Annotated in this window: 23 protein-coding genes; 14 read left to right on the top strand and 9 right to left on the bottom strand. The window is 55.0% G+C overall.

All coding sequences use genetic code 11. The features are described from left to right. Positions 1–281: 281 nt before the first annotated feature. The 5 genes from PW844_RS06735 to PW844_RS06715 are packed head-to-tail and all read left to right on the top strand — an operon-like array spanning position 282 to position 5,249. Positions 282–1,850 (top strand): ABC transporter substrate-binding protein, encoded by a 1,569-nt coding sequence (locus PW844_RS06735; protein WP_299449665.1) that lies wholly within the window; start codon positions 282–284, stop codon positions 1,848–1,850. Further along, complete coding sequence (locus PW844_RS06730; RefSeq protein WP_299449664.1) at positions 1,850–2,902, top strand: ABC transporter permease; 1,053 nt, start codon at positions 1,850–1,852, stop codon at positions 2,900–2,902. Before PW844_RS06735 ends, PW844_RS06730 begins: the two co-directional genes overlap by 1 nt. Continuing rightward, positions 2,899–3,756: an ABC transporter permease gene (locus PW844_RS06725; protein WP_084876383.1), complete on the top strand. Its 858-nt coding sequence runs from the start codon at positions 2,899–2,901 to the stop codon at positions 3,754–3,756. The genes PW844_RS06730 and PW844_RS06725 overlap by 4 nt, the downstream gene beginning before the upstream one ends. Beyond that, a complete protein-coding gene (locus tag PW844_RS06720; protein WP_299449663.1) occupies positions 3,746–4,579 on the top strand; it encodes an ABC transporter ATP-binding protein in 834 nt (277 codons plus the stop codon). Before PW844_RS06725 ends, PW844_RS06720 begins: the two co-directional genes overlap by 11 nt. Beyond that, on the top strand, positions 4,572–5,249 hold the full coding sequence (locus PW844_RS06715) for an ABC transporter ATP-binding protein (protein ID WP_299449662.1): 678 nt from the start codon (positions 4,572–4,574) through the stop codon (positions 5,247–5,249). The genes PW844_RS06720 and PW844_RS06715 overlap by 8 nt, the downstream gene beginning before the upstream one ends. Positions 5,250–5,319: 70 nt before the next feature. Here the strand turns inward: PW844_RS06715 and PW844_RS06710 are convergent, their stop codons facing one another. From PW844_RS06710 to PW844_RS06700, 3 genes are read right to left on the bottom strand one after another with little or no spacing between them, the layout of a single operon-like run. Beyond that, positions 5,320–6,105 carry an ABC transporter ATP-binding protein gene (locus PW844_RS06710; RefSeq protein ID WP_084876386.1) on the bottom strand — a complete coding sequence of 262 codons (786 nt, stop codon included), beginning with the start codon at positions 6,103–6,105 and terminating at the stop codon, positions 5,320–5,322. After that, positions 6,105–6,950 (bottom strand): ABC transporter permease, encoded by an 846-nt coding sequence (locus PW844_RS06705; protein WP_299449661.1) that lies wholly within the window; start codon positions 6,948–6,950, stop codon positions 6,105–6,107. The genes PW844_RS06710 and PW844_RS06705 overlap by 1 nt, the downstream gene beginning before the upstream one ends. A 21-nt stretch (positions 6,951–6,971) precedes the next feature. Next, complete coding sequence (locus PW844_RS06700) at positions 6,972–7,883, bottom strand: ABC transporter substrate-binding protein (RefSeq protein WP_299449675.1); 912 nt, start codon at positions 7,881–7,883, stop codon at positions 6,972–6,974. A 264-nt stretch (positions 7,884–8,147) separates the two neighbouring features. Between PW844_RS06700 and speG the strand changes: the two genes are divergently transcribed. Next, positions 8,148–8,693: a spermidine N1-acetyltransferase gene (gene speG / locus PW844_RS06695; RefSeq protein ID WP_299449660.1), complete on the top strand. Its 546-nt coding sequence runs from the start codon at positions 8,148–8,150 to the stop codon at positions 8,691–8,693. A 15-nt stretch (positions 8,694–8,708) separates the two neighbouring features. On the opposite strand, the gene PW844_RS06690 is transcribed toward speG, so the two are convergent. The 4 genes from PW844_RS06690 to PW844_RS06675 all read right to left on the bottom strand — a co-directional run bounded on the left by PW844_RS06690 (position 8,709) and on the right by PW844_RS06675 (position 12,037). After that, complete coding sequence (locus PW844_RS06690) at positions 8,709–9,128, bottom strand: hypothetical protein (protein WP_299449659.1); 420 nt, start codon at positions 9,126–9,128, stop codon at positions 8,709–8,711. 96 nt (positions 9,129–9,224) lie between these two features. Then, a complete protein-coding gene (mmuM, locus tag PW844_RS06685) occupies positions 9,225–10,160 on the bottom strand; it encodes a homocysteine S-methyltransferase (RefSeq protein ID WP_299449658.1) in 936 nt (311 codons plus the stop codon). After that, positions 10,150–11,565: an S-methylmethionine permease gene (mmuP, locus tag PW844_RS06680; RefSeq protein WP_299449657.1), complete on the bottom strand. Its 1,416-nt coding sequence runs from the start codon at positions 11,563–11,565 to the stop codon at positions 10,150–10,152. Before mmuP ends, mmuM begins: the two co-directional genes overlap by 11 nt. 133 nt (positions 11,566–11,698) lie before the next feature. Further along, positions 11,699–12,037, bottom strand: a complete 339-nt coding sequence (locus PW844_RS06675; RefSeq protein ID WP_084876393.1) for a DUF2002 family protein — start codon at positions 12,035–12,037, stop codon at positions 11,699–11,701. Positions 12,038–12,186: 149 nt separating this feature from the next. On the opposite strand from PW844_RS06675, the gene PW844_RS06670 reads away from it, so the two are divergent. The 8 genes from PW844_RS06670 (at position 12,187) to proX (ending at position 20,371) form a co-directional block, all read left to right on the top strand. Beyond that, positions 12,187–12,501 carry a DUF883 family protein gene (locus PW844_RS06670; protein WP_299449655.1) on the top strand — a complete coding sequence of 105 codons (315 nt, stop codon included), beginning with the start codon at positions 12,187–12,189 and terminating at the stop codon, positions 12,499–12,501. Between the two features lie 355 nt (positions 12,502–12,856). After that, on the top strand, positions 12,857–13,099 hold the full coding sequence (locus tag PW844_RS06665; RefSeq protein ID WP_299449653.1) for a redoxin NrdH: 243 nt from the start codon (positions 12,857–12,859) through the stop codon (positions 13,097–13,099). Positions 13,100–13,103: 4 nt separating this feature from the next. Beyond that, positions 13,104–13,538, top strand: a complete 435-nt coding sequence (gene nrdI / locus PW844_RS06660) for a class Ib ribonucleoside-diphosphate reductase assembly flavoprotein NrdI (RefSeq protein WP_299449651.1) — start codon at positions 13,104–13,106, stop codon at positions 13,536–13,538. A 5-nt stretch (positions 13,539–13,543) separates the two neighbouring features. Continuing rightward, on the top strand, positions 13,544–15,625 hold the full coding sequence (nrdE, locus tag PW844_RS06655) for a class 1b ribonucleoside-diphosphate reductase subunit alpha (RefSeq protein ID WP_299449674.1): 2,082 nt from the start codon (positions 13,544–13,546) through the stop codon (positions 15,623–15,625). A gap of 8 nt (positions 15,626–15,633) precedes the next feature. Then, entirely contained in the window at positions 15,634–16,593 is a 960-nt protein-coding gene (gene nrdF / locus PW844_RS06650; RefSeq protein ID WP_084878550.1) for a class 1b ribonucleoside-diphosphate reductase subunit beta, read from the top strand. A gap of 392 nt (positions 16,594–16,985) precedes the next feature. Beyond that, positions 16,986–18,173: a glycine betaine/L-proline ABC transporter ATP-binding protein ProV gene (proV, locus tag PW844_RS06645; RefSeq protein ID WP_299449648.1), complete on the top strand. Its 1,188-nt coding sequence runs from the start codon at positions 16,986–16,988 to the stop codon at positions 18,171–18,173. A 2-nt stretch (positions 18,174–18,175) separates the two neighbouring features. Further along, positions 18,176–19,312, top strand: a complete 1,137-nt coding sequence (proW, locus tag PW844_RS06640; protein ID WP_299449647.1) for a glycine betaine/L-proline ABC transporter permease ProW — start codon at positions 18,176–18,178, stop codon at positions 19,310–19,312. A gap of 63 nt (positions 19,313–19,375) precedes the next feature. After that, positions 19,376–20,371 (top strand): glycine betaine/L-proline ABC transporter substrate-binding protein ProX, encoded by a 996-nt coding sequence (proX, locus tag PW844_RS06635; protein ID WP_299449645.1) that lies wholly within the window; start codon positions 19,376–19,378, stop codon positions 20,369–20,371. Between the two features lie 126 nt (positions 20,372–20,497). On the opposite strand, the gene PW844_RS06630 is transcribed toward proX, so the two are convergent. Both PW844_RS06630 and PW844_RS06625 read right to left on the bottom strand, forming a co-directional pair. After that, the gene (locus PW844_RS06630) at positions 20,498–20,737 is read right to left on the bottom strand and encodes a hypothetical protein (protein WP_299449643.1); all 240 of its coding nucleotides are present in this window, start codon (positions 20,735–20,737) and stop codon (positions 20,498–20,500) included. A 93-nt stretch (positions 20,738–20,830) separates the two neighbouring features. Beyond that, on the bottom strand, positions 20,831–20,962 hold the full coding sequence (locus tag PW844_RS06625) for a YnfU family zinc-binding protein (RefSeq protein ID WP_299449673.1): 132 nt from the start codon (positions 20,960–20,962) through the stop codon (positions 20,831–20,833). Between the last annotated feature and the right edge of the window lie 106 nt (positions 20,963–21,068).

The raw sequence follows: 21,068 nt of genomic DNA, 5'->3' as shown, positions 1-21,068 counted from the left end.
CTGTTTGAAGTTGCGGCCATTATATTCCCGGCACATGTATTGTAAAGTTAATTATTCTGCCATCGGTTTCCGTTTAAATTCTGTTGTAAATCCCCTGACTTCAACCGATCCATACCTGAGCTAATGTTAAGGTTCCGCAAATCTGTTCACCCCATGTTTACCGGCTTATAACCATAAGGTTAGCCTTAGAACTTTAAGGCATATCTATATCTGATAATTGACTATTATTCATTACAACGCTTTCGTAAACTCGCGTTACTTTTTTAAGGCAAGGAATTCTCATGAAAAAAATAATCCCCTCCCTGCTGGCGTTATCGATGGTAGCCGCGTTCTCAGTTAATGCCGCAACGCCGAAAGATACGCTGGTGATTGCCCAATCCACCGACGATGCCGACAGCTTTGACCCGGCTCAGGGCTTTGAGCTGACGACAGTCCAGGCGTTCACCAACATTTACCAACGCCTGGTCCAGTCCGACCCGCAAAATCCGACCGACCTGAAACCCACCCTGGCAACCTCCTGGCAGCCAGGCAGTGACAACCGCAGCCTGACATTTGAACTGCGTAAAGATGCCAAATTCGCCAGCGGCAACCCACTGCGTCCGGAAGATGTGATCTTCTCACTGAGCCGTGTGGTGAAGCTAAACCTCGATCCTTCCTTTATCCTTACTCAGCTCGGCTGGAACAAGGACAACGTTGATAGCTTCCTGAAAAAAGTTGACGACAACCATGTCCAAATCAGCTGGAGCGCCAACGTGAGTCCGGCCTATGTGCTGAGCCTGCTATCTGCGCCCGTCTCCTCAATCGTTGATGAGAAAACCGCGCAGGCAAACGCGACCAATGGCGATTTTGGTCACGCATGGCTTGCCACCCATTCGGCGGGCAGCGGCCCTTATCAGATCCGCAAAGTGGTATTACACGAAGTGGTGTTGCTGACGGCTAACCCCACCTCTCCGGCTGGCGCGCCGAAGCTGAAGAACATCCTGATCAAAAACGTACCGGAACCGGCTGCGCGTCGTTTGCTGCTGGAGCAGGGTGATGTGGATATCGCACGTAATCTCGGTGCCGACCAGATTGCAGCGCTGAAAGGCAAAGCGGGCGTGAAAACTGAAGCCATCCCGATGGCCTCGCTTTACTACATCCAGTTCAACGTGGGTGCCAATCCGGTGCTGAAAAACCCGGCATTGTGGGAAGCCGCGCGTTACCTGTTCGACTATAAAGGTATCGCCAACGACCTGCTGAAAGGCCAGTTCGAAGTGCATCAGACCTTCCTGCCAAAAGGTTTCCTCGGTGCCCTGAACGATACCCCGTACAGCTACGATCCGGAAAAAGCCAAAGCGATTCTGAAGAAGGCCGGTCTGACCAACGTCAGCTTTACCCTCTCCACCAGCAATCAGCCGCCGTATCTCGACATCGCACAGGCGTTGCAAGGCAGCTTTGCCAAAGGTGGCGTGAAGGTTGAAGTGCAGCCGGGACTCAGTTCTGAAGTGTCTACCAAGGTTAAAGCGCACCAGTATCAGGCGACGCTGAATGCCTGGGGTGCTGACTACTTCGATCCCAACACCAACGCCGCCTCCTTTGCTTACAACCCGGAAGATGGCAGCAAAACCATCGCTTACCGTTCTGACTGGCACATCCCAGAGCTGAGCAAGCAAACGCTGGCAGCCACCGCCGAGAGCGACAGCAACAAGCGTGTGGAAATGTACCAGGCGATGCAGCGTGAAGTGCTAAAGAACTCACCTTATGTGATTGGCCTGCAGGCACGTAACCTGATTGCGCTGCGCGACAATCTGCAAGGCTACGTTCAGGGCATCAACCCGGATATGGTGTATTACTCACAGGTTACCAAGTAATGGCGGCATCAGCCCCACAGGCCGGGTTCGCCCGGCCACTCTGGCAACGCACCAGCCGATTAATCACCAGCCTGCTGTCGCTGCTGGTGACGCTGCTCGGCCTGCTGGCCTTTACCTTTATGTTATCGCACCTGTCACCGGTCGATCCGGTGCAGCAGATCGCAGGCGATCACGCCAGTGAGGCCACTTATGCGCAGGTGCGTCACGATCTCGGTCTCGATCAACCGGTGCTGGTGCAGTTCTGGCGTTATATCAGCCATCTGGCCCACGGCGATCTCGGCCTGTCCCATCTGACCAATCAACCGGTTAGCGCCGACCTGATGCGCACCTTCCCGGCGACCATTGAGCTGGCGACCTGTTCGATCATTTTTGCGGCGGTATTCGGTGTGGCGCTGGCGCTGCTGGCGGCCTGGAAACCAGGCAGCATCATCGATAACGTGGCGCGTTTTATTTCGCTGCTCGGTTATTCCGTGCCGGTGTTCTGGCTCGGTCTGCTCGGTCTGCTGTTGTTTTACGCCGTGCTGCACTGGTCCGCCGGACCGGGTCAGCTGGATGATATCTGGATATATACGCTGGAGCCGAAAACCGGCTTTGTGCTGATTGATAGCTGGCTGTCCGGGGATCCTGAGATGTTCCGCAATGCGATCGCCCATATCTGGCTGCCGGTGGTGATTCTTGGCATGCTGGTGATGGCCGGGATTACACGCCTGCTGCGTGCCGCGTTGCTGGAGGAGAGCAGCAAGGAGTATGTGATTCTGGCGCGCGCCAAAGGTGCTGGCCGCACGCGCATTCTGCTGCGTCATATCTTTCCCAACGTGCTCGGCACGCTGATTACCGTTATCGCCCTCTCCTGGGCCACCCTGCTGGAAGGTTCGGTGCTGACGGAAACCGTTTTTGCCTGGCCCGGCGTGGGTCGTTACATGACTAACGCGCTGTTCTCCGCCGATGTTCCGGCGATTCTCGGCGCGACCCTGCTGATTGGCAGCTGCTTTATTCTGCTTAACGCGGTGGCCGACGCCCTGACCTGGTTAACCGATCCGAGAACCCGATGACTCAACAACTCTCCGAACTGGAAACGCTGCGCCCACGTCGCAGCCGACGTCGCATCACCTCGCTCAGCATCGGTTTAACGCTGGTGGTGATTCTGCTGGTGATGGCGGTGTTTGCACCGCTGCTGTCCCCCTTTGATCCGAATGTGCAAACCATCAGTATGCGCCTGCTGCCGCCTTCGGCAACCCACTGGTTTGGCACCGATGGTTTTGGTCGTGATCTGCTGTCTCGCGTGATTTATGGCACCCGTCCGACGCTGCTATTAGTGGCGCTGATTCTGGTACTGACCATCCCTGTAGGTCTGCTGGTCGGCATCACCGCCGGTTATGTTGGCGGCTGGACCGAGCGCGTGCTGATGCGCATTACCGACATTTTTCTCTCGCTGCCTAATCTGGTTATCGCCCTGGCGTTTGTCGCCATGCTCGGCCCAGGTCTGATGAACGGCGCGCTGGCGCTGGCACTCACCAGCTGGCCACCATTCGCCCGTCAGGCGCGTGCCGAGACGCTGGCGCTGCGCCGTAGTGATTACCTCGCCGCAGCACGGATGCAGGGCATCACCGGCCTGCGTCTGATGTTCGGCCATATTCTGCCGCTTTGCCTGCCTACCGCGGTGGTGCGTGCGGCGCTGAGTCTCGGCGGCATTATTCTTTCCGCTGCCGGTCTCGGCTTCCTCGGCATGGGAGTGCAACCGCCCACCGCAGAATGGGGATCGATGGTGGCCGAAGGCAGCAAAGTCATTTTCGACCAATGGTGGGTGGCTGCAGCCCCCGGTGCTGCCATCTTGTTCGCCAGCCTGGCCTTTAACCTGGCAGGCGACGGCCTGCGTGACCAACTGGATACCCGCCATGCCAAATGATCTGTTAATTGATGCTCAGGGGCTGGTGATTCGCAGCGACGACGCGTTGCTGGTTGATAACATCCACTTTCAGCTCGGGCGCGAACGCGTGGCACTGGTCGGTGAGTCAGGTTCGGGCAAATCCCTCACCGCCCGCACCCTGATGGGGCTGTTGTCACCGTCACTGCATTTGCACGCGGATCGTCTGCAGGTGGTGGGTCAGGATGCGTTGCAGATGCGCGAACGCGACTGGAGCCGCCTGCGCGGCAGCAAGGTCGCGATGGTGATGCAGGACCCGAAATACGCCCTCAACCCAACGCGTACCATTGGCTGGCAGGTGGAGGAACCGCTGGTGCTGCACCATCGTCTGAGCCGCGCCGAGCGCAAAGAGAAAGTGTGCGACATGCTCGATGCCGTCGGCCTGCCGGATCCCCGTCAGCTGATGAAACGTTATCCGCATCAGCTCTCCGGGGGAATGGGCCAGCGTGTAATGCTGGCGATTGCCTTAATCACCGATCCCGAGCTGCTGATCGCCGATGAACCGACCTCAGCGCTCGATCATGCGATGCGTGATCAGGTGCTGGCGCTGATTCGTCGTCTGGTGGAACAACGCAACATGGGGCTGCTGCTGATCAGCCACGATCTGCAACAGGTGTCGGAGCATTGCGAGCGGGTGATGGTGATGTATAAAGGCCGTCTGCTGGATACCTTGCCTGCGGCGGAGTTGTCCAACGCCAGCCATCCGTATACCCGCACGCTGTGGGCCTGCCGTCCGAGCAAGGCCACCCACGGCGCAGCACTACCGGTGCTGGATCGTGCCACCCTGGAGCAGAACCATGATTGAGTTATCCGACCTGAGCGTATCCCATAAGCAGGGCTACGAACTGCGCACCGTGGTACATGACGTCAACCTCAACGTGAAGGCAGGCGAGTGTTTTGGCCTGGTTGGTCCCTCTGGCTGCGGTAAATCGTCACTGCTGTGGGTGATGGCCGGACTCAACCCGCACTGGTCCGGCAGCATGGCGCTGGCGGGCACCACCGTGAAACCGGGTAAACCCTTTACCGGCCAGTTGCGGCGTGATGTGCAGATGGTATTTCAGGATCCCTACGCTTCGCTGCATCCGCGCCATCGCCTGCGTCGCACCCTGGCCGAGCCGTTAAAGATGCTGAAACAAGACCATATCGACGATCGCATCAACGATGGATTTCGCCATGTGGGCCTTGATCCGGCGCTGGCAGATCGCTATCCGCATCAGCTCTCGGGCGGCCAGCGTCAGCGCGTCGCCATTGTGCGCGCCCTGCTGCTCCAGCCGAAGATCCTGCTGCTGGATGAGCCAACCTCGGCGCTGGATATGTCAGTGCAGGCGGAGATCCTTAACCTGCTGAACGAGCTGAAGCGTGATGATGGATTGACGATGGTGCTGGTAAGCCACGATCCTGACGTGATCGATCATATGTGCGATCGCGCCGTTCGCATGGCACAGGGCAGGATTGTTGAACAGTTAAGTGCTTAAAACCGCGCAATAAATTGCGCCGCTACGATCAGGCCAGTTTTTGTAGCGGCGCGATTCATCGCGCAATCCGTTAATGCGCCATCGTTTGCAATGTTTCGCTGCGGATCGACTCGGTAATTTCCGCCTTCAGCGTCATAAACTCCGGTGAAGTTTTAATGGTGTAATCACGGCCACTGTTAAAATTCACCGCCACTTCCTGTTTGATGCGACCCGGCCGGGCACTGAAGATCGCCACCTTATTTGCCATAAAGATCGCCTCATCGATGTCGTGTGTAACGAAGAGCACCGTCTTGCGCGATTGCTCCCACACTGACAGCAACAACTCCTGCATCATCACCCGCGTCTGATTATCCAGGGCACCAAAGGGTTCATCCATCAGCAGCACTTTCGGGTCATTCGCCAGCGCACGCGCGATGGCGGTACGCTGCTGCATGCCGCCAGAAAGCTGGCGTGGATAGTGCTGGGCAAAGCCACGCAGCCCCACCTGCTGGATATAATAATCGCTACGCTCCTTTTGCTGTGCAGCACTCAGGCCACGTTCGCGCAGACCAAAGCGGATGTTCTCTTCCACCGTCAGCCACGGAAACAGCGTATAGCTCTGAAACACCATGCCGCGGTCAGCACCGGGGCCATCGACCGGCTGTCCATCAAGCCAGATCTCTCCACGCGTCGGGGTATCCAGCCCGGCAATGATGCGCAACAACGTTGATTTGCCACAGCCGGAGGGGCCGAGAATGGTGATGAAATCATTCTCCTCCACCTGGTAATGAATCGGCTGCAACGCCAGCGTTTGTTCGCCTTTCGGCCCGGTAAATACGCGTTCCACCCCGCGCACATTCAGCTTGCTGTGTTTCATCACAGGTTACTCCATGCAAACAAGCGCCGGTTGGCGACTTTGAACAAATAATCGGACACCAGGCCGATACAGCCAATCACGATGATGCCAAAGATAATTTGCCCGGTATTCAGCAGCGCCTGGCTGTCGACAATCATATGGCCGATACCGCTTTCCGAGCCGATCAACTCAGCAACGATCACATAGGTCCATGCCCAGCCCAACACCAGGCGCAGCAGCTCGGCAATGCCGGGAGCGGCACCGGGAATCAATACCCGACGCACGATGGAACGATTGCTACAGCCCAGCGTATAGGCCGCCTCAACCAAATCACGCCGCGCGCTGCTGACGGTCACCGCCACCATCAATACAATCTGGAAAAAGGAGCCGATAAAGATGACGAGGATTTTCTGCATTTCACCAATACCGGCCCACAAGATCAGCAGCGGCACAAAGGCCGATGCAGGCAGATAACGGCAGAAGGAGACGAAGGGTTCGAGAAAGGCTTCCCACATTTTGTACGCGCCCATCATGATGCCCAGCGGCACCCCGATCAGGGCCGCCAGCAGGAACCCAGCCAGCACGCGCATCACCGTCATGCCGATATCCAGCGAAAAGTTATATTCGGTGAATAGTGACACGCCCTGTTGCAGCATGGTGATGGGATCGGCAAGGAAGGTTGGCGATACCATGCCACTGAAGGTCACCAGCGCCCACACCGCGACGAACAGCACAAAGAAAGCCACGCCAAGGCCGATACGCAACCGGGTTGAGATCGCTTTTAACGGCACCATTAGCGGATTGTGCCAGCGGCGTGGTGCATCTGGCAGCGCCTCGGGCGGCGTTACGGGTTGGCTTTTACTCATCTCCATCTCCTGTCTCCCTGATTACTGCACGAAGCTGGCGTCGTACAGGCTCTTCACGTCCGGCATTTTTTTAATCACGCCCGCGCGCAGCAGCAGTTTGCCCGCTTCATCACTAAAGGTTTCAATTTCACCGCTAAAGAATTTTTTGTTCTCTTCAGGACCGGCCCAGCGCAGGTAGCTGGCGGATTCGGCAAACTCTTTGCCGGTGGATTTCACCGCTGCACCCATGATTTCGTTGGATTTATCCGGTTGTTGTTTGATCATCTCCAGCGCATCGTAGTAGCTGGCCACCAGCGCTTTTGCCGCCTGTGGATGCTCTTTCAGGAAGGTTGGGGTACAGCCGAGCGTATCCATCACCATCGGGTAATCCAGCGTGGTGGCGAGGATTTTGCCCGCTTTCGGCTGGTTACGAATCACGGACAGATAAGGTTCATAGGTCACCGCCGCATCGTTTTGCCCGGCAGCGAACGACTGGGCCGCCGCCTGGGGTGCCATCGTCGCCAGCTTAACGTCTTTCATGGTCAGGCCGTTTTTATCCAGCATCCACGCCAGCAGGAAGTATGGTGACGTGCCCGGCGCGTCGACGGCGATGGTTTTGCCTTTCAGATCTTTGATGCTGGTAATATCGCTGCGGGTTGCCAGGCCATCAGCACCGTAGGATTTATCCAGCTGGACGATTTGCTTGATCGGCACACCGGCCGCATTCCATGAAATATAGGTTTCGACCGTGGTGGCCGCACATTGAATGGTGCCGGAAGCCACCGCAAGATGACGGCTGCTTTGCGGGATCATTTTTACATCGACATCAAGGCCATGCTTTTTGAAGATACCGGCTTTATCTGCCAGCGTCAGCGGAGCAAATCCGGTCCAGCCGGAAATACCGATCGCCACTTTAGTATCCGCAGCCTGCGCGCCGAGCGCAGACCCCAACATAACGGCTACGGTTAACGCACGAACTGCATGTTGCACTGGCTTACCCATCTTCCACTCCTGTCAAAAAGTGATGAAAAACTACAGTTGTATAGGCTTATCTATACAAGCAAAGCAATGGCTGTGCCAGAAAGCAGATCGAGACTGTGCGGCAGCGCACGCGATGATCGGAAAATGCGTTGCACCGTCGCGGAGCAAGCCTGGGAGCGCATTAACCACTTTGGTGCGGTTATACTCTCCGCATCTTAGTTGAAGAAGGAATGCCGTATGACGGTTAAATTACGTCCGCTGGAGCGGGAAGATCTGCACTTTGTGCATCAGTTAGATAACAACGCCAGCGTGATGCGTTATTGGTTCGAGGAGCCGTATGAAGCCTTTGTCGAGCTGTCGGACCTGTACAACAAGCATATTCACGACCAGACCGAACGTCGTTTCGTGGTCGAGCATGATGGACAGAAAGCCGGGCTGGTGGAGCTGGTCGAGATTAATCACGTACATCGCCGCGCTGAGTTTCAGATCATTATCGATCCGGCTCATCAGGGCAAAGGACTGGCAACCCAGGCGGCGAAGTTAGCGATGGACTATGGCTTTTCGGTGCTGAATCTCTACAAGCTCTATCTGATTGTCGATCAGGAGAATGAGAAGGCCATCCACATCTACACCAAACTGGGCTTTGAAGTGGAAGGCGTGTTGAAACACGAGTTTTTCATCAACGGTGCGTACCGTAACACCATCCGCATGTGTATCTTTCAGCATCAATATCTGGCGCAGCATAAAACGCCAGGAGCGATGGTGAAGCCAACCGCGCAATAAGCCCGACTCTGGGGTTTACCCGCGTGCACCCACCCGGTTAAGAAATGCTTTGGGGTGCTCAGGCTTCAGGTCATACATGCCGCCGTTGAACGGATCGACCAGCAACCAGCCGGGAAAACCGAGCAGCGGAATGTTCCCCAGCAAATACCACAGGTTGGCGCTGCCTTCGATCGGCATCGTCACCGGAACATAACCCGGATTCTCCAGCATCACCAGATAGTGTTTCTTACCGAAATAGCTGCCGGTGGATTTCGCCAGTTCAATGGTCTGGGGCGTAAAGCCCTGCGCCACGGCATGCCCGGTCTCATCCTGCACGGTGAAACGCGCGCCCTGTGGCACGGAGTCAATTCTTACCGATTGCGTTTGGGTGCCAACAATGGTCGCACAGCCGCTTAACAGCAGCGCGCAGGCAGGAAGGAGATGTCGCAGGTTCATAGCAGGTCCGCTTCAGGGTCAGAAGGAACAGTCTAAACTGCCCTTCCGCCCTTTTCACTCGCCTCAATCGCGCTATCAGTGGCGCTTTTCGGCGTCTTATTGCGGTTGACAACAGGCGGCAATCGCCGCGATATCCTGCGGCGTGGTGCGACAGCAGCCGCCAATCAGACGGGCACCGACCTGCTGCCACTCCGGGAATTTGTCATGCAACGTGCAGCCCGAGGGTGCCGAGTGCCAGGTTTTACTGCTGGCATCGTACTGTTCGCCCGAGTTCGGATAGACCAGCAGCGGCTTATCACACAGCGCCTGCAAGCTACTCAGCGCCGGGGTGACGCTCTCCAGTGCGACACAGTTGATTCCCAGCGCCACCACCTGCGGGGCCGCATTGAGCAGCGTCGCGACTTTGCTGAGCGGTGTGCCATCGCTAATATGGTGCGCATCACGCAGCGTGAAGGAGAACCAGGCACTGCTGTCCGGGAACTCCGCCAGCAGGCTGACCAGCGCCTCGGCTTCCGCAAACGACGGCAGCGTCTCACAGGCCAGCAGATCGACGCCCGCCTCGAGCAAGGCCGCGATGCGTGGACGATGGAACGCCTTCATCTCGTCTTCAGGCAATGCATAATCGCCCCGGTATTCCGCCCCATTGGCGAGAAACGCGCCATAAGGCCCCACCGACCCGGCGACCAGCAGTGGCGCGCGGCTGCCAGACGCCGCACGATAATCATCCCGCGCACGTTTTGCCAGCGTGGCACTCTGGCGGATCAGCGCCAGCGCCTGAGTCTCATCCAGGCCACGCTGGGCAAAGCCCTGTGGCGTCGCCTGGTAGCTGGCGGTAATGGCGCAATGGGCACCGGCAGCAAAATAATCGTAATGGACCTGATAGATCAGTTCAGGATTTTCCATCAGCACTTTCGCCGACCATAACGCATCGGCCAGATTACAGCCGCGTGCTTCCAGTTCGGTTGCCAGTGCACCATCAAGGATCAGGGTGTCGGTTTGAGATAGCGCCTGCGCTATCGGGTTACGCCACATCGTTGGCCTCCTCAGCCTGCAAAGATGATTTACGTCGCTGCGTGACATGGTATGCGGCATAACAGAAGAGAACAAACGGAATCCCGCACCACAGCGCAATCCGTTGTGACGGGTCGAAAGCCAGCCCGACACAGGCCAGCCCGCACAGCAGGAAACCGAGGATTGGCGTCAGCGGATAGAGCGGCGCACGATACACCAGATCCTTTAAAGTTCCCCCCTGCTGGAGATGGCGACGGCGGAAAACATAATGGGAGGCGCAGATACTGAGCCAGACGGCCACCACGGCAAAACCGGAGATGGCAGACAGCGCAACAAACACCGTATCCGGGGCAATCACGCTGGAGAACAGCGCCAGCAGGCCGCCGATCATACTGATGGTAAGCGCCAGTACAGGAATGCCGCGGCGATTCACCCGGGCAAAACAGCGCGGCAGGGTGTTCTCATTAGCCAGCGACCACAGCATGCGGCCCGACGCATACAACCCGGAGTTCGCCGCCGACAGGATCGCCGTGAGAATCACGAAGTTGAAGATATCAGCCGCCCAGGGAATACCGATCTTCTCAAACACCAGCACAAACGGACTTTTCACGATCCCGGCTTGATCCATCGGGATCAGCGCCGCCAGCACCAGCACCGTGCCGATAAAGAAGATGATCAGACGCGCCACCGTGGTACGGATCGCCAGCGGCAGGGCTTTTTGCGGCTGCTCGGTTTCCCCGGCAGCGATACCGATCAATTCCGTGCCCGAGAAGGCAAAGTTGACCGCCACCATCGTCATCAGAATCGGCAAAGTGCCGTGCGGCAGCCAGCCCGATGCGGTGAGATTATGCAGGCCGGGCGCTGCGCTGCCGTCCTTCATCGGGATAAAACCAAACATCGCCCCTGCGCCGAGAATAATAAAGGCGACAATGGTGACCACCTTGATAATCGAGAACCAGAATTCCCCTTCGGCAAAGAAGCGGGTCGAGACGATATTCAACAAATAGATGGCGATACAGAACACCAGACACCACACCCAGACCGGGATGGTCGGGAACCAGTACTGCATGCAAAAACCGGCTGCGGTGAGGCTGGAACCCAGCGCTACCGTCCACGTCAGCCAGTAGAGCCAGGCAACGGTATAGCCGGTGGCCGGGCTGAGGTAACGCGCAGCATAGACATGGAAAGCCCCGGTTTCCGGCATCGCCACCGCCAACTCACCGAGACACACCATCACCAGCCACACCACCAGCGCACCAATCAGATAGGCCAGCAGCGTACCAGCGGCACCGGTGGTTGAGATGATGTAGCCGGTATTAAAGAACAGACCAGTGCCGATAACGCCCCCCAGCGACAGCATCACCAGATGCCGCACTTTCATGGTGCGTTTAAAGTTTTCCTGCGGAGGATTTTGCTCGGATTGCATTATTTTTATCCATATGGACGTCTAAACATCTACATGGATACAGGGTTATACGCGCCAGCGCCGGGAAATGCAACGTGGCAAAAGGTAAGGATTTTATCAGGTGAGTGCGGCCCCGCACGGGCGGGGCACTGCGTCAGCCACCGAATACGCCCTGCAAATAGCGCTCCAGCGCGATGCGTGAACTAAAGCCGTGGGGAATCCCGTAATGTTCCTGAGTATCGCCCGCCAGATAGAGAGGAAATTGCGTGTAATGATCGCAGGTTTTCATTTCTGATGCCGGTTCAGCGAAGTTCAGGCTTTTCTCTTTCAGCGTGGGGTGAATGATCAGTGCCGTGCGCCCCATACGCGCTTCACGGTTGACGTAAACATAGTTGTCGCCACGACGATAGCCATAGATTTTCGGCGTCAGGGTATCCATTTCGAACCCTGCTTTCTCCAGTACGCGCGCAACCTCATCCGGTCGTAAATACATGCTTGCTCCTCTCTGCTCTAGCCTCGCAACCTTACAACAGCCGTGTGGCACAAGGCTTTCGGAATTTTCCATAAAGCCAGGCGAAAACCAGCGTTTGATGATGACTCGTCTACACTAAGTATTACTTTTTAAATCAAAGGGAGCGAAAAATGTTTAATCGAACCAGTAAAAACGATGACATTGATATCAATCAGGATGTGAACGAGCTGGCAGATTCGCTGGAAGCGTTACTGAAATCTTACGGCAGCGAAGCCAAAGATGAGGTAGAAGGCGCGCGCAGCAAAGCCCAGTCACTGCTGAAACAGACCCGCGCCAAACTGAATGGCAACAACCGGGTTTCACAGGCTGCGCGTGATGCGAGCTATCAGGTTGATGCTTATGTTCATGATAAACCCTGGCACGGTATCGGCATCGGTGCCGCCGTCGGCCTGGTCATTGGGGCGTTGCTGGTATCCCGCCGCTAACCATCACATCCCTTCAGAGAGCCTCGCACCTCGCGGGGCTTTTTTGTGTTTAGCGATCGCGCGTGGCTCCCCATTGATTGTTCAATTTCCAGCCTGAATTTGCCTTAAATGCCGTGCCCTGCCCTTTTACAAAATTATTTTTTAGCCGGGAAAGCGCATGATCCCTGGCCTTAGGCGAAATCTGAGGTTCGAAATCACAAAACCCTATATCTGGTGGGCTTGACCGCCACAACCACTACATCTAGTATTCACTCCATCAACTCGCTACCAGATGTCAGCAAGGATGAGGCTCGCAGCAGAAGGATTTTTGCTTCGTATCTCGCATCCTGACCATAACCAGAGGGAAATACGAATCATGCGCATTATTATTTACACCAAGAACAACTGTGTCCAGTGCAACGCAACAAAAAATGCCATGGACCGTAATGGCATCGATTACCAGCTGATTAACCTCGACGCACAACCTGAAGCCATCGACAGCCTGAAATCCCTCGGCTATCGCCAGGTCCCGGTGGTGATGACCCAGGATGACCACTGGAGTGGTTTCCGTCCCGATAAAATCGCCAGCCTGCGCCAGCTCGCTGCTGTCGGGGGATAAGGCAATGTTTCCACTGGTGTATTTTTCCAGCCAGTCGGAGAACACGCACCGATTCATCACCCGTCTGGGCCTGCCTGCACAACGCATTCCCGTTGATAGCACGCAGCAACTGCATATTGACCAACCCTATATCCTGGTGGTGCCCAGCTACGGCGGCGGCAGCACGCGAGGTGCGGTGCCCAGACAAGTGATCCAGTTCCTCAATGATGAAGCTAACCGACGCGGTATTCGCGGGGTGATTGCTGCCGGTAACCGCAACTTTGGTGCAGGGTTCTGCCTGGCAGGCGACATCATTGCGCAGAAATGTCAGGTTCCCTATCTCTACCGCTTTGAGTTGATGGGAACCCCCGACGATATCGCTAATGTAAAAGCGGGAGTAACCCAATTTTGGCAACGACAGACACCCTCAACGGCACCGGGCTTGATTACCACGCCCTGAACGCGATGCTGAACCTGTATGACGCTGATGGCCGCATCCAGTTCGATAAAGATCACGAAGCCACACAGCAATTTTTCCTGCAACACGTTCAGCCAAATACCGTACCCTTCGCCTCTGCGGCGGAGCGTCTGCGCTATCTGGTGGCCGAAGGCTACTACGAAGCGGCAGTGCTGAATCAGTACGATTTCACCTTCCTGTGCCAGCTGCACGACGAAGCCGATGCCTGGGGTTTCCGTTTTCATACCTTCCTCGGCGCGTGGAAGTTCTATACCAGCTACACACTGAAAACCTTTGACGGCAAACGTTATCTGGAAACCTTTGAACAGCGCGCCTGCATGGTGGCGCTGACGCTGGCACGCGGCAACGAGCAGCTGGCGCGTGAACTGCTGGCAGAGATGCTGAGTGGCCGCTTCCAGCCCGCAACGCCCACCTTCCTTAACTGCGGTAAACAGCAGCGCGGTGAGCTGGTCTCCTGCTTCCTGCTGCGTATCGAAGACAATATGGAATCGATTGGTCGCGCGGTGAACTCGGCGTTGCAGCTTTCCAAGCGCGGCGGCGGCGTGGCCTTCCTGCTGTCAAACCTGCGTGAATCCGGTGCACCGATTAAGCGCATCGAAAACCAGTCTTCCGGGGTGATCCCGGTGATGAAAATGCTGGAAGATGCCTTTTCTTACGCCAATCAGCTGGGTGCACGTCAGGGGGCGGGAGCGGTATGGCTGAACGCCCATCACCCGGATATCCTGCGTTTCCTCGATACCAAACGCGAAAACGCCGACGAGAAGATCCGTATCAAAACGCTGTCGCTCGGCGTGGTAATCCCCGATGTCACTTTCCGTCTGGCGAAAGAGAACCGCGAGATGGCGCTGTTTTCACCCTATGACGTGGAACGCATCTACGGCAAGGCATTTGGCGATATCAGCATCAGCGAGCATTACGATGAAATGCTGGCCGATGACCGTATCCGCAAAACCTTTATTCAACCGCGTGATTTCTTCCAGACGCTGGCGGAGATTCAGTTCGAATCCGGCTATCCCTACATCATGTATGAGGACAGCGTAAACCGCAGTAACCCAATCGCCGGTCGCATCAATATGAGCAACCTGTGTTCGGAGATTTTGCAGGTCAATAGCGCCAGTGAGTACCACGACGACCTCAGCTATCGCCGCGTTGGCAAGGATATTTCCTGTAACCTCGGCTCACTCAACATCGCCCATGCCATGGATTCCCGCAATCTGGCGCAAACGGTGGAGGTGGCGGTACGCGCGCTGACCGCCGTATCCGATATGAGCGAAATAAATTCAGTGCCGTCAGTGGCGGAAGGTAACCGTCGTTCACATGCGGTCGGTCTCGGTCAGATGAACCTGCATGGTTATCTGGCGCGTGAAGGGATGGCCTATGGTTCGGAAGAGGCGCTGGACTTCACCAATCTCTATTTTTACTGCGTCACTTATCACGCGGTACGTACTTCGAACCTGCTGGCGCAGGAGCGTAAACAAAGTTTCGATGGTTTTGCGCAGTCAACCTATGCCAGCGGCCATTATTTCGACAAGTACACTGAACGCGCCTGGCAGCCGCGTACCGCACGCGTGGCACAGCTGTTTGCCGATGCCGGTATCGCGTTGCCGACCCAGGCCGACTGGCAGGCTTTGCGTGATGCCGTGATGACGCATGGTTTGTATAACCAGAACCTGCAGGCGATCCCGCCAACCGGTTCCATCTCTTATATCAACCACGCCACCTCAAGCATTCACCCGATTGTGTCGCGTATTGAGATCCGTAAAGAAGGCAAAACCGGACGCGTTTATTACCCGGCACCGTTTATGACCAATGACAATCTGGATTTCTATCAGGACGCGTACCAGATCGGTCCGGAAGCGATTATCGATACCTACGCTGAAGCCACGCAGCATGTGGATCAGGGGCTGTCGTTGACGCTGTTTTTCCGTGATGACGTCACCACGCGCGATATCAATAAAGCGCAGATTTATGCGTGGAAGAAAGGCATCAAAACGCTTTATTACATTCGACTGCGCCAGATGGCGCTTCAAGGCACAGAGGTGCAGGGCTGCGTTTCCTGCGCCCTGTGATGAAAACTATGCGATTAAATCAAATTCAAGCGATTAACTGGAACCGCATTCAGGACGAGAAAGACCTTGAGGTGTGGAACCGTCTGACCAGCAACTTCTGGCTACCGGAAAAAGTGCCGTTATCTAACGATCTGCCCGCCTGGCAGACGCTGGATAAACAGCAGCAGCAGCTGACCATTCGCGTGTTTACCGGCCTGACACTGCTCGATACCATTCAAAACGTGATTGGCGCGCCAGGGCTGATGGAAGATGCGCTGACGCCACATGAAGAAGCGGTGCTGTCCAACGTCAGCTTTATGGAAGCGGTGCATGCGCGCTCCTACAGCTCGATTTTTTCCACCCTGTGCAACACGGCGGATGTGGATGCCGCCTATCGCTGGAGTGAAGAAAACGAAGCGCTGCAAAACAAAGCGAAAATTGTGCTGGAGCATTATCGCGCTGACGATCCGCTGAAAAAGAAAATTGCCAGCGTGTTTCTCGAATCGTTCCTGTTCTACTCCGGCTTCTGGTTGCCAATGTACTGGTCAAGCCGCGGTAAGCTGACTAACACCGCCGATTTGATTCGTCTGATCATCCGCGACGAAGCGGTGCACGGTTATTACATCGGTTATAAGTATCAGAAAGCGCTGGAAAATGTGGATGATGCACGCCGTGAAGAGTTACAGCAATTCGCCATCGAACTGCTGCTGGCCCTGTACGAAAACGAGGTGGTGTATACCGAAGCGCTGTATGCCGATGTTGGCTGGGCGGAAGAGGTGAAAACTTTCCTGCATTACAACGCCAATAAGGCGCTGATGAACCTCGGTTATGAAGCGTTATTCCCGGCGGAGCTGACCACCGTCAACCCGGCGATTCTGTCTGCGCTGTCACCGAATGCCGATGAAAACCACGATTTCTTCTCGGGTTCTGGCTCCTCCTACGTGATGGGTAAAGCGGTAGAAACCGAAGACGAAGACTGGAACTTTTAATCCTTTCATATCGGGCTGGCCTCAGCCCGATATTTCCCCTTGCTGCTGTTGGTTATTTCCCCGTTATTTACCCTTTATAACTTCATTCTATTGTCATTTTATCGTCATTCAAATGGTCCATATATCGCCAGCTAAAGCGTGATTTATCACCTTTCAGACAATTATTTCCGTCCAGACGGCATAAATTCGTAAAAAAATACGAAAAAATTGAACCCCCCTCATCCCTTGTGAGCACTGGAATTGCACGCCATTTCATCCAGCAGCGCGCAACGAATATCGGCCGCAAGGGTTGTCAGATATTCTCATTATGTTACGGTATAGGCCGCTTAATTTTAATCAGGGCCACAACAAGAAATAGCGAAACATCAATTAACCAGGAATTTAATTACTGCATGGCAATTAAACTCGAAGTAAAGAATTTATATAAGATATTTGGTGATCACCCGGAAAGGGCATTTAAACATATTGATAACGGTGAGGGTAAAGAGGCAATCCTGGCGAAAACCGGACTCTCTCTCGGCGTTAAGAATGCCAGTCTGGCCATTGAAGAAGGCGAGATCTTCGTCATCATGGGGCTTTCAGGTTCAGGTAAGTCCACCATGGTTCGCCTTCTCAATCGTCTGATCGAGCCGACACGCGGCCAGGTGATTATTGACGGTGTCGATATTGCGAAAATATCGGAAGCCGAACTGCGCGAAGTGCGCAGAAATAAAATCAGCATGGTATTTCAGTCATTTGCCCTGATGCCACATATGACGGTATTAAATAATACCGCCTTCGGCATGGAATTAGCGGGCGTCGCATTGCAAGAGCGTCAGGAAAAAGCGCTGGAAGCATTGCGTCAGGTTGGATTGGAAAATTATGCCCATGCGTACCCGGATGAGCTTTCCGGTGGTATGCGTCAGCGTGTTGGATTAGCCCGCGCACTGGCAATCAATCCCGATATATTGTTGATGGATGAAGCCTTCTCCGCACTCGATCCGCTTATTCGTACTGAAATGCAGGATGAGCTGGTGAAATTGCAGGCAAAACATCAGCGTACCATTGTGTTTATTTCCCACGATCTCGATGAAGCGATGCGTATTGGCGATCGCATTGCCATTATGCAGGGCGGCGAAGTGGTGCAGGTCGGCACGCCGGATGAAATTCTTAATAATCCGGCCAACGATTATGTCCGTACCTTCTTCCGTGGTGTCGATATCAGCCATGTATTTAGTGCCAAAGATATTGCGCGTCGTACTGCCGGTGCACTGATCCGTAAAGCGGCCGGTCTTGGTCCGCGCTCAGCGATTAAGCTGTTGCAGGATGAAGATCGCGATTTTGGTTATGTGCTGGAAAAACAGAAATTTATTGGCGTGGTCTCGACCGATTCGCTGAAAGCGGCGTTAGCGGCTGGCGATGGGCTGGACAGCGCGCTGCTGGACATTGCTGCGGTTCCTGCGGACACCTCACTGAATGATTTGCTCTCCCATGTGGCTCAGGCACCTTGTGCCGTGCCGGTAGTGGGTGAAGAAAATCAATATGTTGGTGTTATTTCGAAAAGCACGCTGCTGCGCGCTTTAGATCGTGAAGGAGCCTGAGAATGAGTGAACAAAACAGCAATCCGTGGGATAGCGCCAGCCAGGCAACCCCTGATAACAGCGCGGCGGCCAGCAGTAGCGATCCCTGGTCAACCGGTGCCAGCAGCACGCCCGCCGATAGCGGTGCTGCCGCTGCCAGTAGCGGCGGTCATGACGCGGCCAGCAGTGCAGCAAGCAGCGACTGGCTGAGCAGTGCGCCTGCGCCGCAGCCCGAACATTTTAATATCATGGACCCGTTCCATAAGACCATGATCCCCCTCGACAGCTGGGTGACCGAGGGCATCGACTGGGTGGTTAACCACTTCCGTCCGGTGTTCCAGGGCATCCGCGTCCCGGTGGATTACATTCTCAGCGCCTTCCAGCAACTGCTGCTGGGGATGCCTGCTCCGGTAGCGATTATCGTGTTTGCGCTGATTGCCTGGCAGATCGCCAGCCCGGCAATGGGTATCGCCACCCTGATTTCGTTGGTGTTAATTGGCGCGATTGGCGCCTGGTCGCAGGCAATGGTGACGCTGGCACTGGTACTCACCGCCCTGCTGTTCTGCATCATTATTGGTTTGCCACTCGGCATCTGGCTGGCACGCAGCGAACGTGCTGCCCGTATCATCCGGCCGCTGCTTGATGCGATGCAAACCACACCGGCCTTCGTCTATCTGGTGCCGATTGTGATGTTGTTCGGTATCGGTAACGTCCCGGGTGTGGTAGTGACCATTATCTTTGCGCTGCCGCCGATTGTGCGTCTGACCATTCTGGGGATCAAACAAGTCCCGGCTGATCTGATTGAAGCCAGTGAATCCTTTGGCGCCAGCCCGCGTCAGATGTTGTTCAAAGTGCAGCTGCCGCTGGCAATGCCGACCATTATGGCCGGGGTTAACCAGACGCTGATGCTGGCGTTGTCGATGGTGGTGATCGCCTCAATGATTGCCGTCGGTGGTCTTGGTCAGATGGTACTGCGCGGGATTGGTCGTCTTGATATGGGCCTCGCCACTGTCGGCGGTGTCGGTATCGTGATTCTCGCCATTATTCTCGACCGTCTGACCCAGTCAGTCGGACGTGACAGCCGCAGCCGTGGCAATCGCCACTGGTACAGCACCGGCCCGATCGGCCTGCTGATGCGCCCTTTCAGTAAAAACAAGTAATCCATTTGGGCGGCACCTTGTGGCCGCCCGTCTCCGACGCAACACGTAAAATAAGGAATGACTATGCGCAAGACAGCTCTATTCGCTGCCGTCCTGACGACGTTCGCCGTGACGCACGTGTCCGCCGCCGACCTGCCGGGTAAAGGCATTACCGTTAAGCCGGTGCAGAGCACCATCTCAGAAGAAACCTTTCAGACGCTGCTGGTGAGCCGCGCGCTGGAAAAACTGGGCTACACCGTAGATAAGCCAAGTGAGGTCGATTACAACGTCGGTTACACCTCAATTGCCGAAGGTGATGCCACCTTTACCGCCGTGAACTGGCAGCCGCTGCACGATGATATGTACAAAGCCGCCGGTGGCGACCAGAAGTTCTACCGTGAAGGCACCTACGTGACTGGCGCGGCACAGGGCTATCTGATCGACAAAAAGACTGCAGAAAAATATCACATCAACAATTTTGCCCAGTTAAAAGATCCGAAGATTGCGAAGTTGTTCGATACCAATGGTGACGGCAAAGCGGACCTGACCGGTTGTACGCCGGGATGGGGTTGCGAAGCAGTGATTAATCATCAGATCAACGCCTATGGCCTGAGCAATACCGTGGAACATAACCAGGGTAACTACTCGGCAATGATCGCCGATACCATCACCCGCTTTAAGCAGGGTAAACCGATTCTGTACTACACCTGGACGCCGTACTGGGTGAGTGACGTGCTAAAGCCGGGTAAAGATGTGGTATGGCTACAGGTGCCATTCTCATCACTGCCGGGTGAGCAGAAGAATGTCGATACGAAGCTGGCAAACGGTGCCAACTACGGTTTCCCGGTGAACACCATGCATATCGTCGCCAACAAAGCCTGGGCTGAGAAAAACCCGGCAGCGGCGAAACTGTTTGCAGAAATGAAGCTGCCGATCGCCGATATCAATGCGGAAAACGCCGCCATGCATAGCGGACAAGCTTCGGAAGATGACATCAACCGCCACGTCGACGGCTGGATCAAAGGTCATCAGGCTGAATTCGATAAGTGGGTGCAGGACGCACTGGCCGCCGCGAAGTAATTGCACAGGAAGGCCATTTAAAGCACGCTGCGTAGCGGCACGATTTATCGTGTCGCTACGGCAGATGCTGGCATGAAACAACATCTGGAAATAATTCCACACTCATTACATTCCCCTGCTCTTTTCTCAAAAGTCACGTAACGACGAAACTAACTTAATTGCCGGCGGCAACGCCATCCAAAATATGACACCCATCGTCATTTCGTAATCTGCGTGAGATTCGATAAAAACATGTTCACCAACACGTGTTTTACCACTGTAAAGCCAGCCGCCTTCAACCTCGCCATTTTCTAACTGGATAATACATTCCTGTTTAAAACCCGGGGATTGCTCATTAATATCAATCCATTCAAGTATATGTCGCATAACGCGTACCTTTTAAATAGGCAGGGACATTGAAGTGACAAAAAACCCCAGAACTATGTGCTGAGAGATTTATCTTAGCCGAACTGAAAATATTTATTTCTTATCTATAAACAATGCCTTGCACTGCGGACAAATCATTACCTGTCCACGTGATTGTTTTATAAAGGATTGTCTGGATATCATTTTGCATTCCGGACACTGAGAATTAACATCTTTGTGCCGCATGGCGTCTAAAGTTCGATTTAGCCAGTTCATAATGTTTACCTCTTTATGGAATTCAATCATAACACACCTTGTTAACAGGGGCCGAAAAATAAGCATATATGCGCTT

The organism is Pantoea sp. (assembly GCF_028283705.1).
In the GTDB taxonomy this organism is placed as follows: domain Bacteria; phylum Pseudomonadota; class Gammaproteobacteria; order Enterobacterales; family Enterobacteriaceae; genus Pantoea.
The sequence above is the reverse complement of the archived record's forward strand: the minus strand, read 5'-3'. Positions and strand labels throughout refer to the sequence as shown.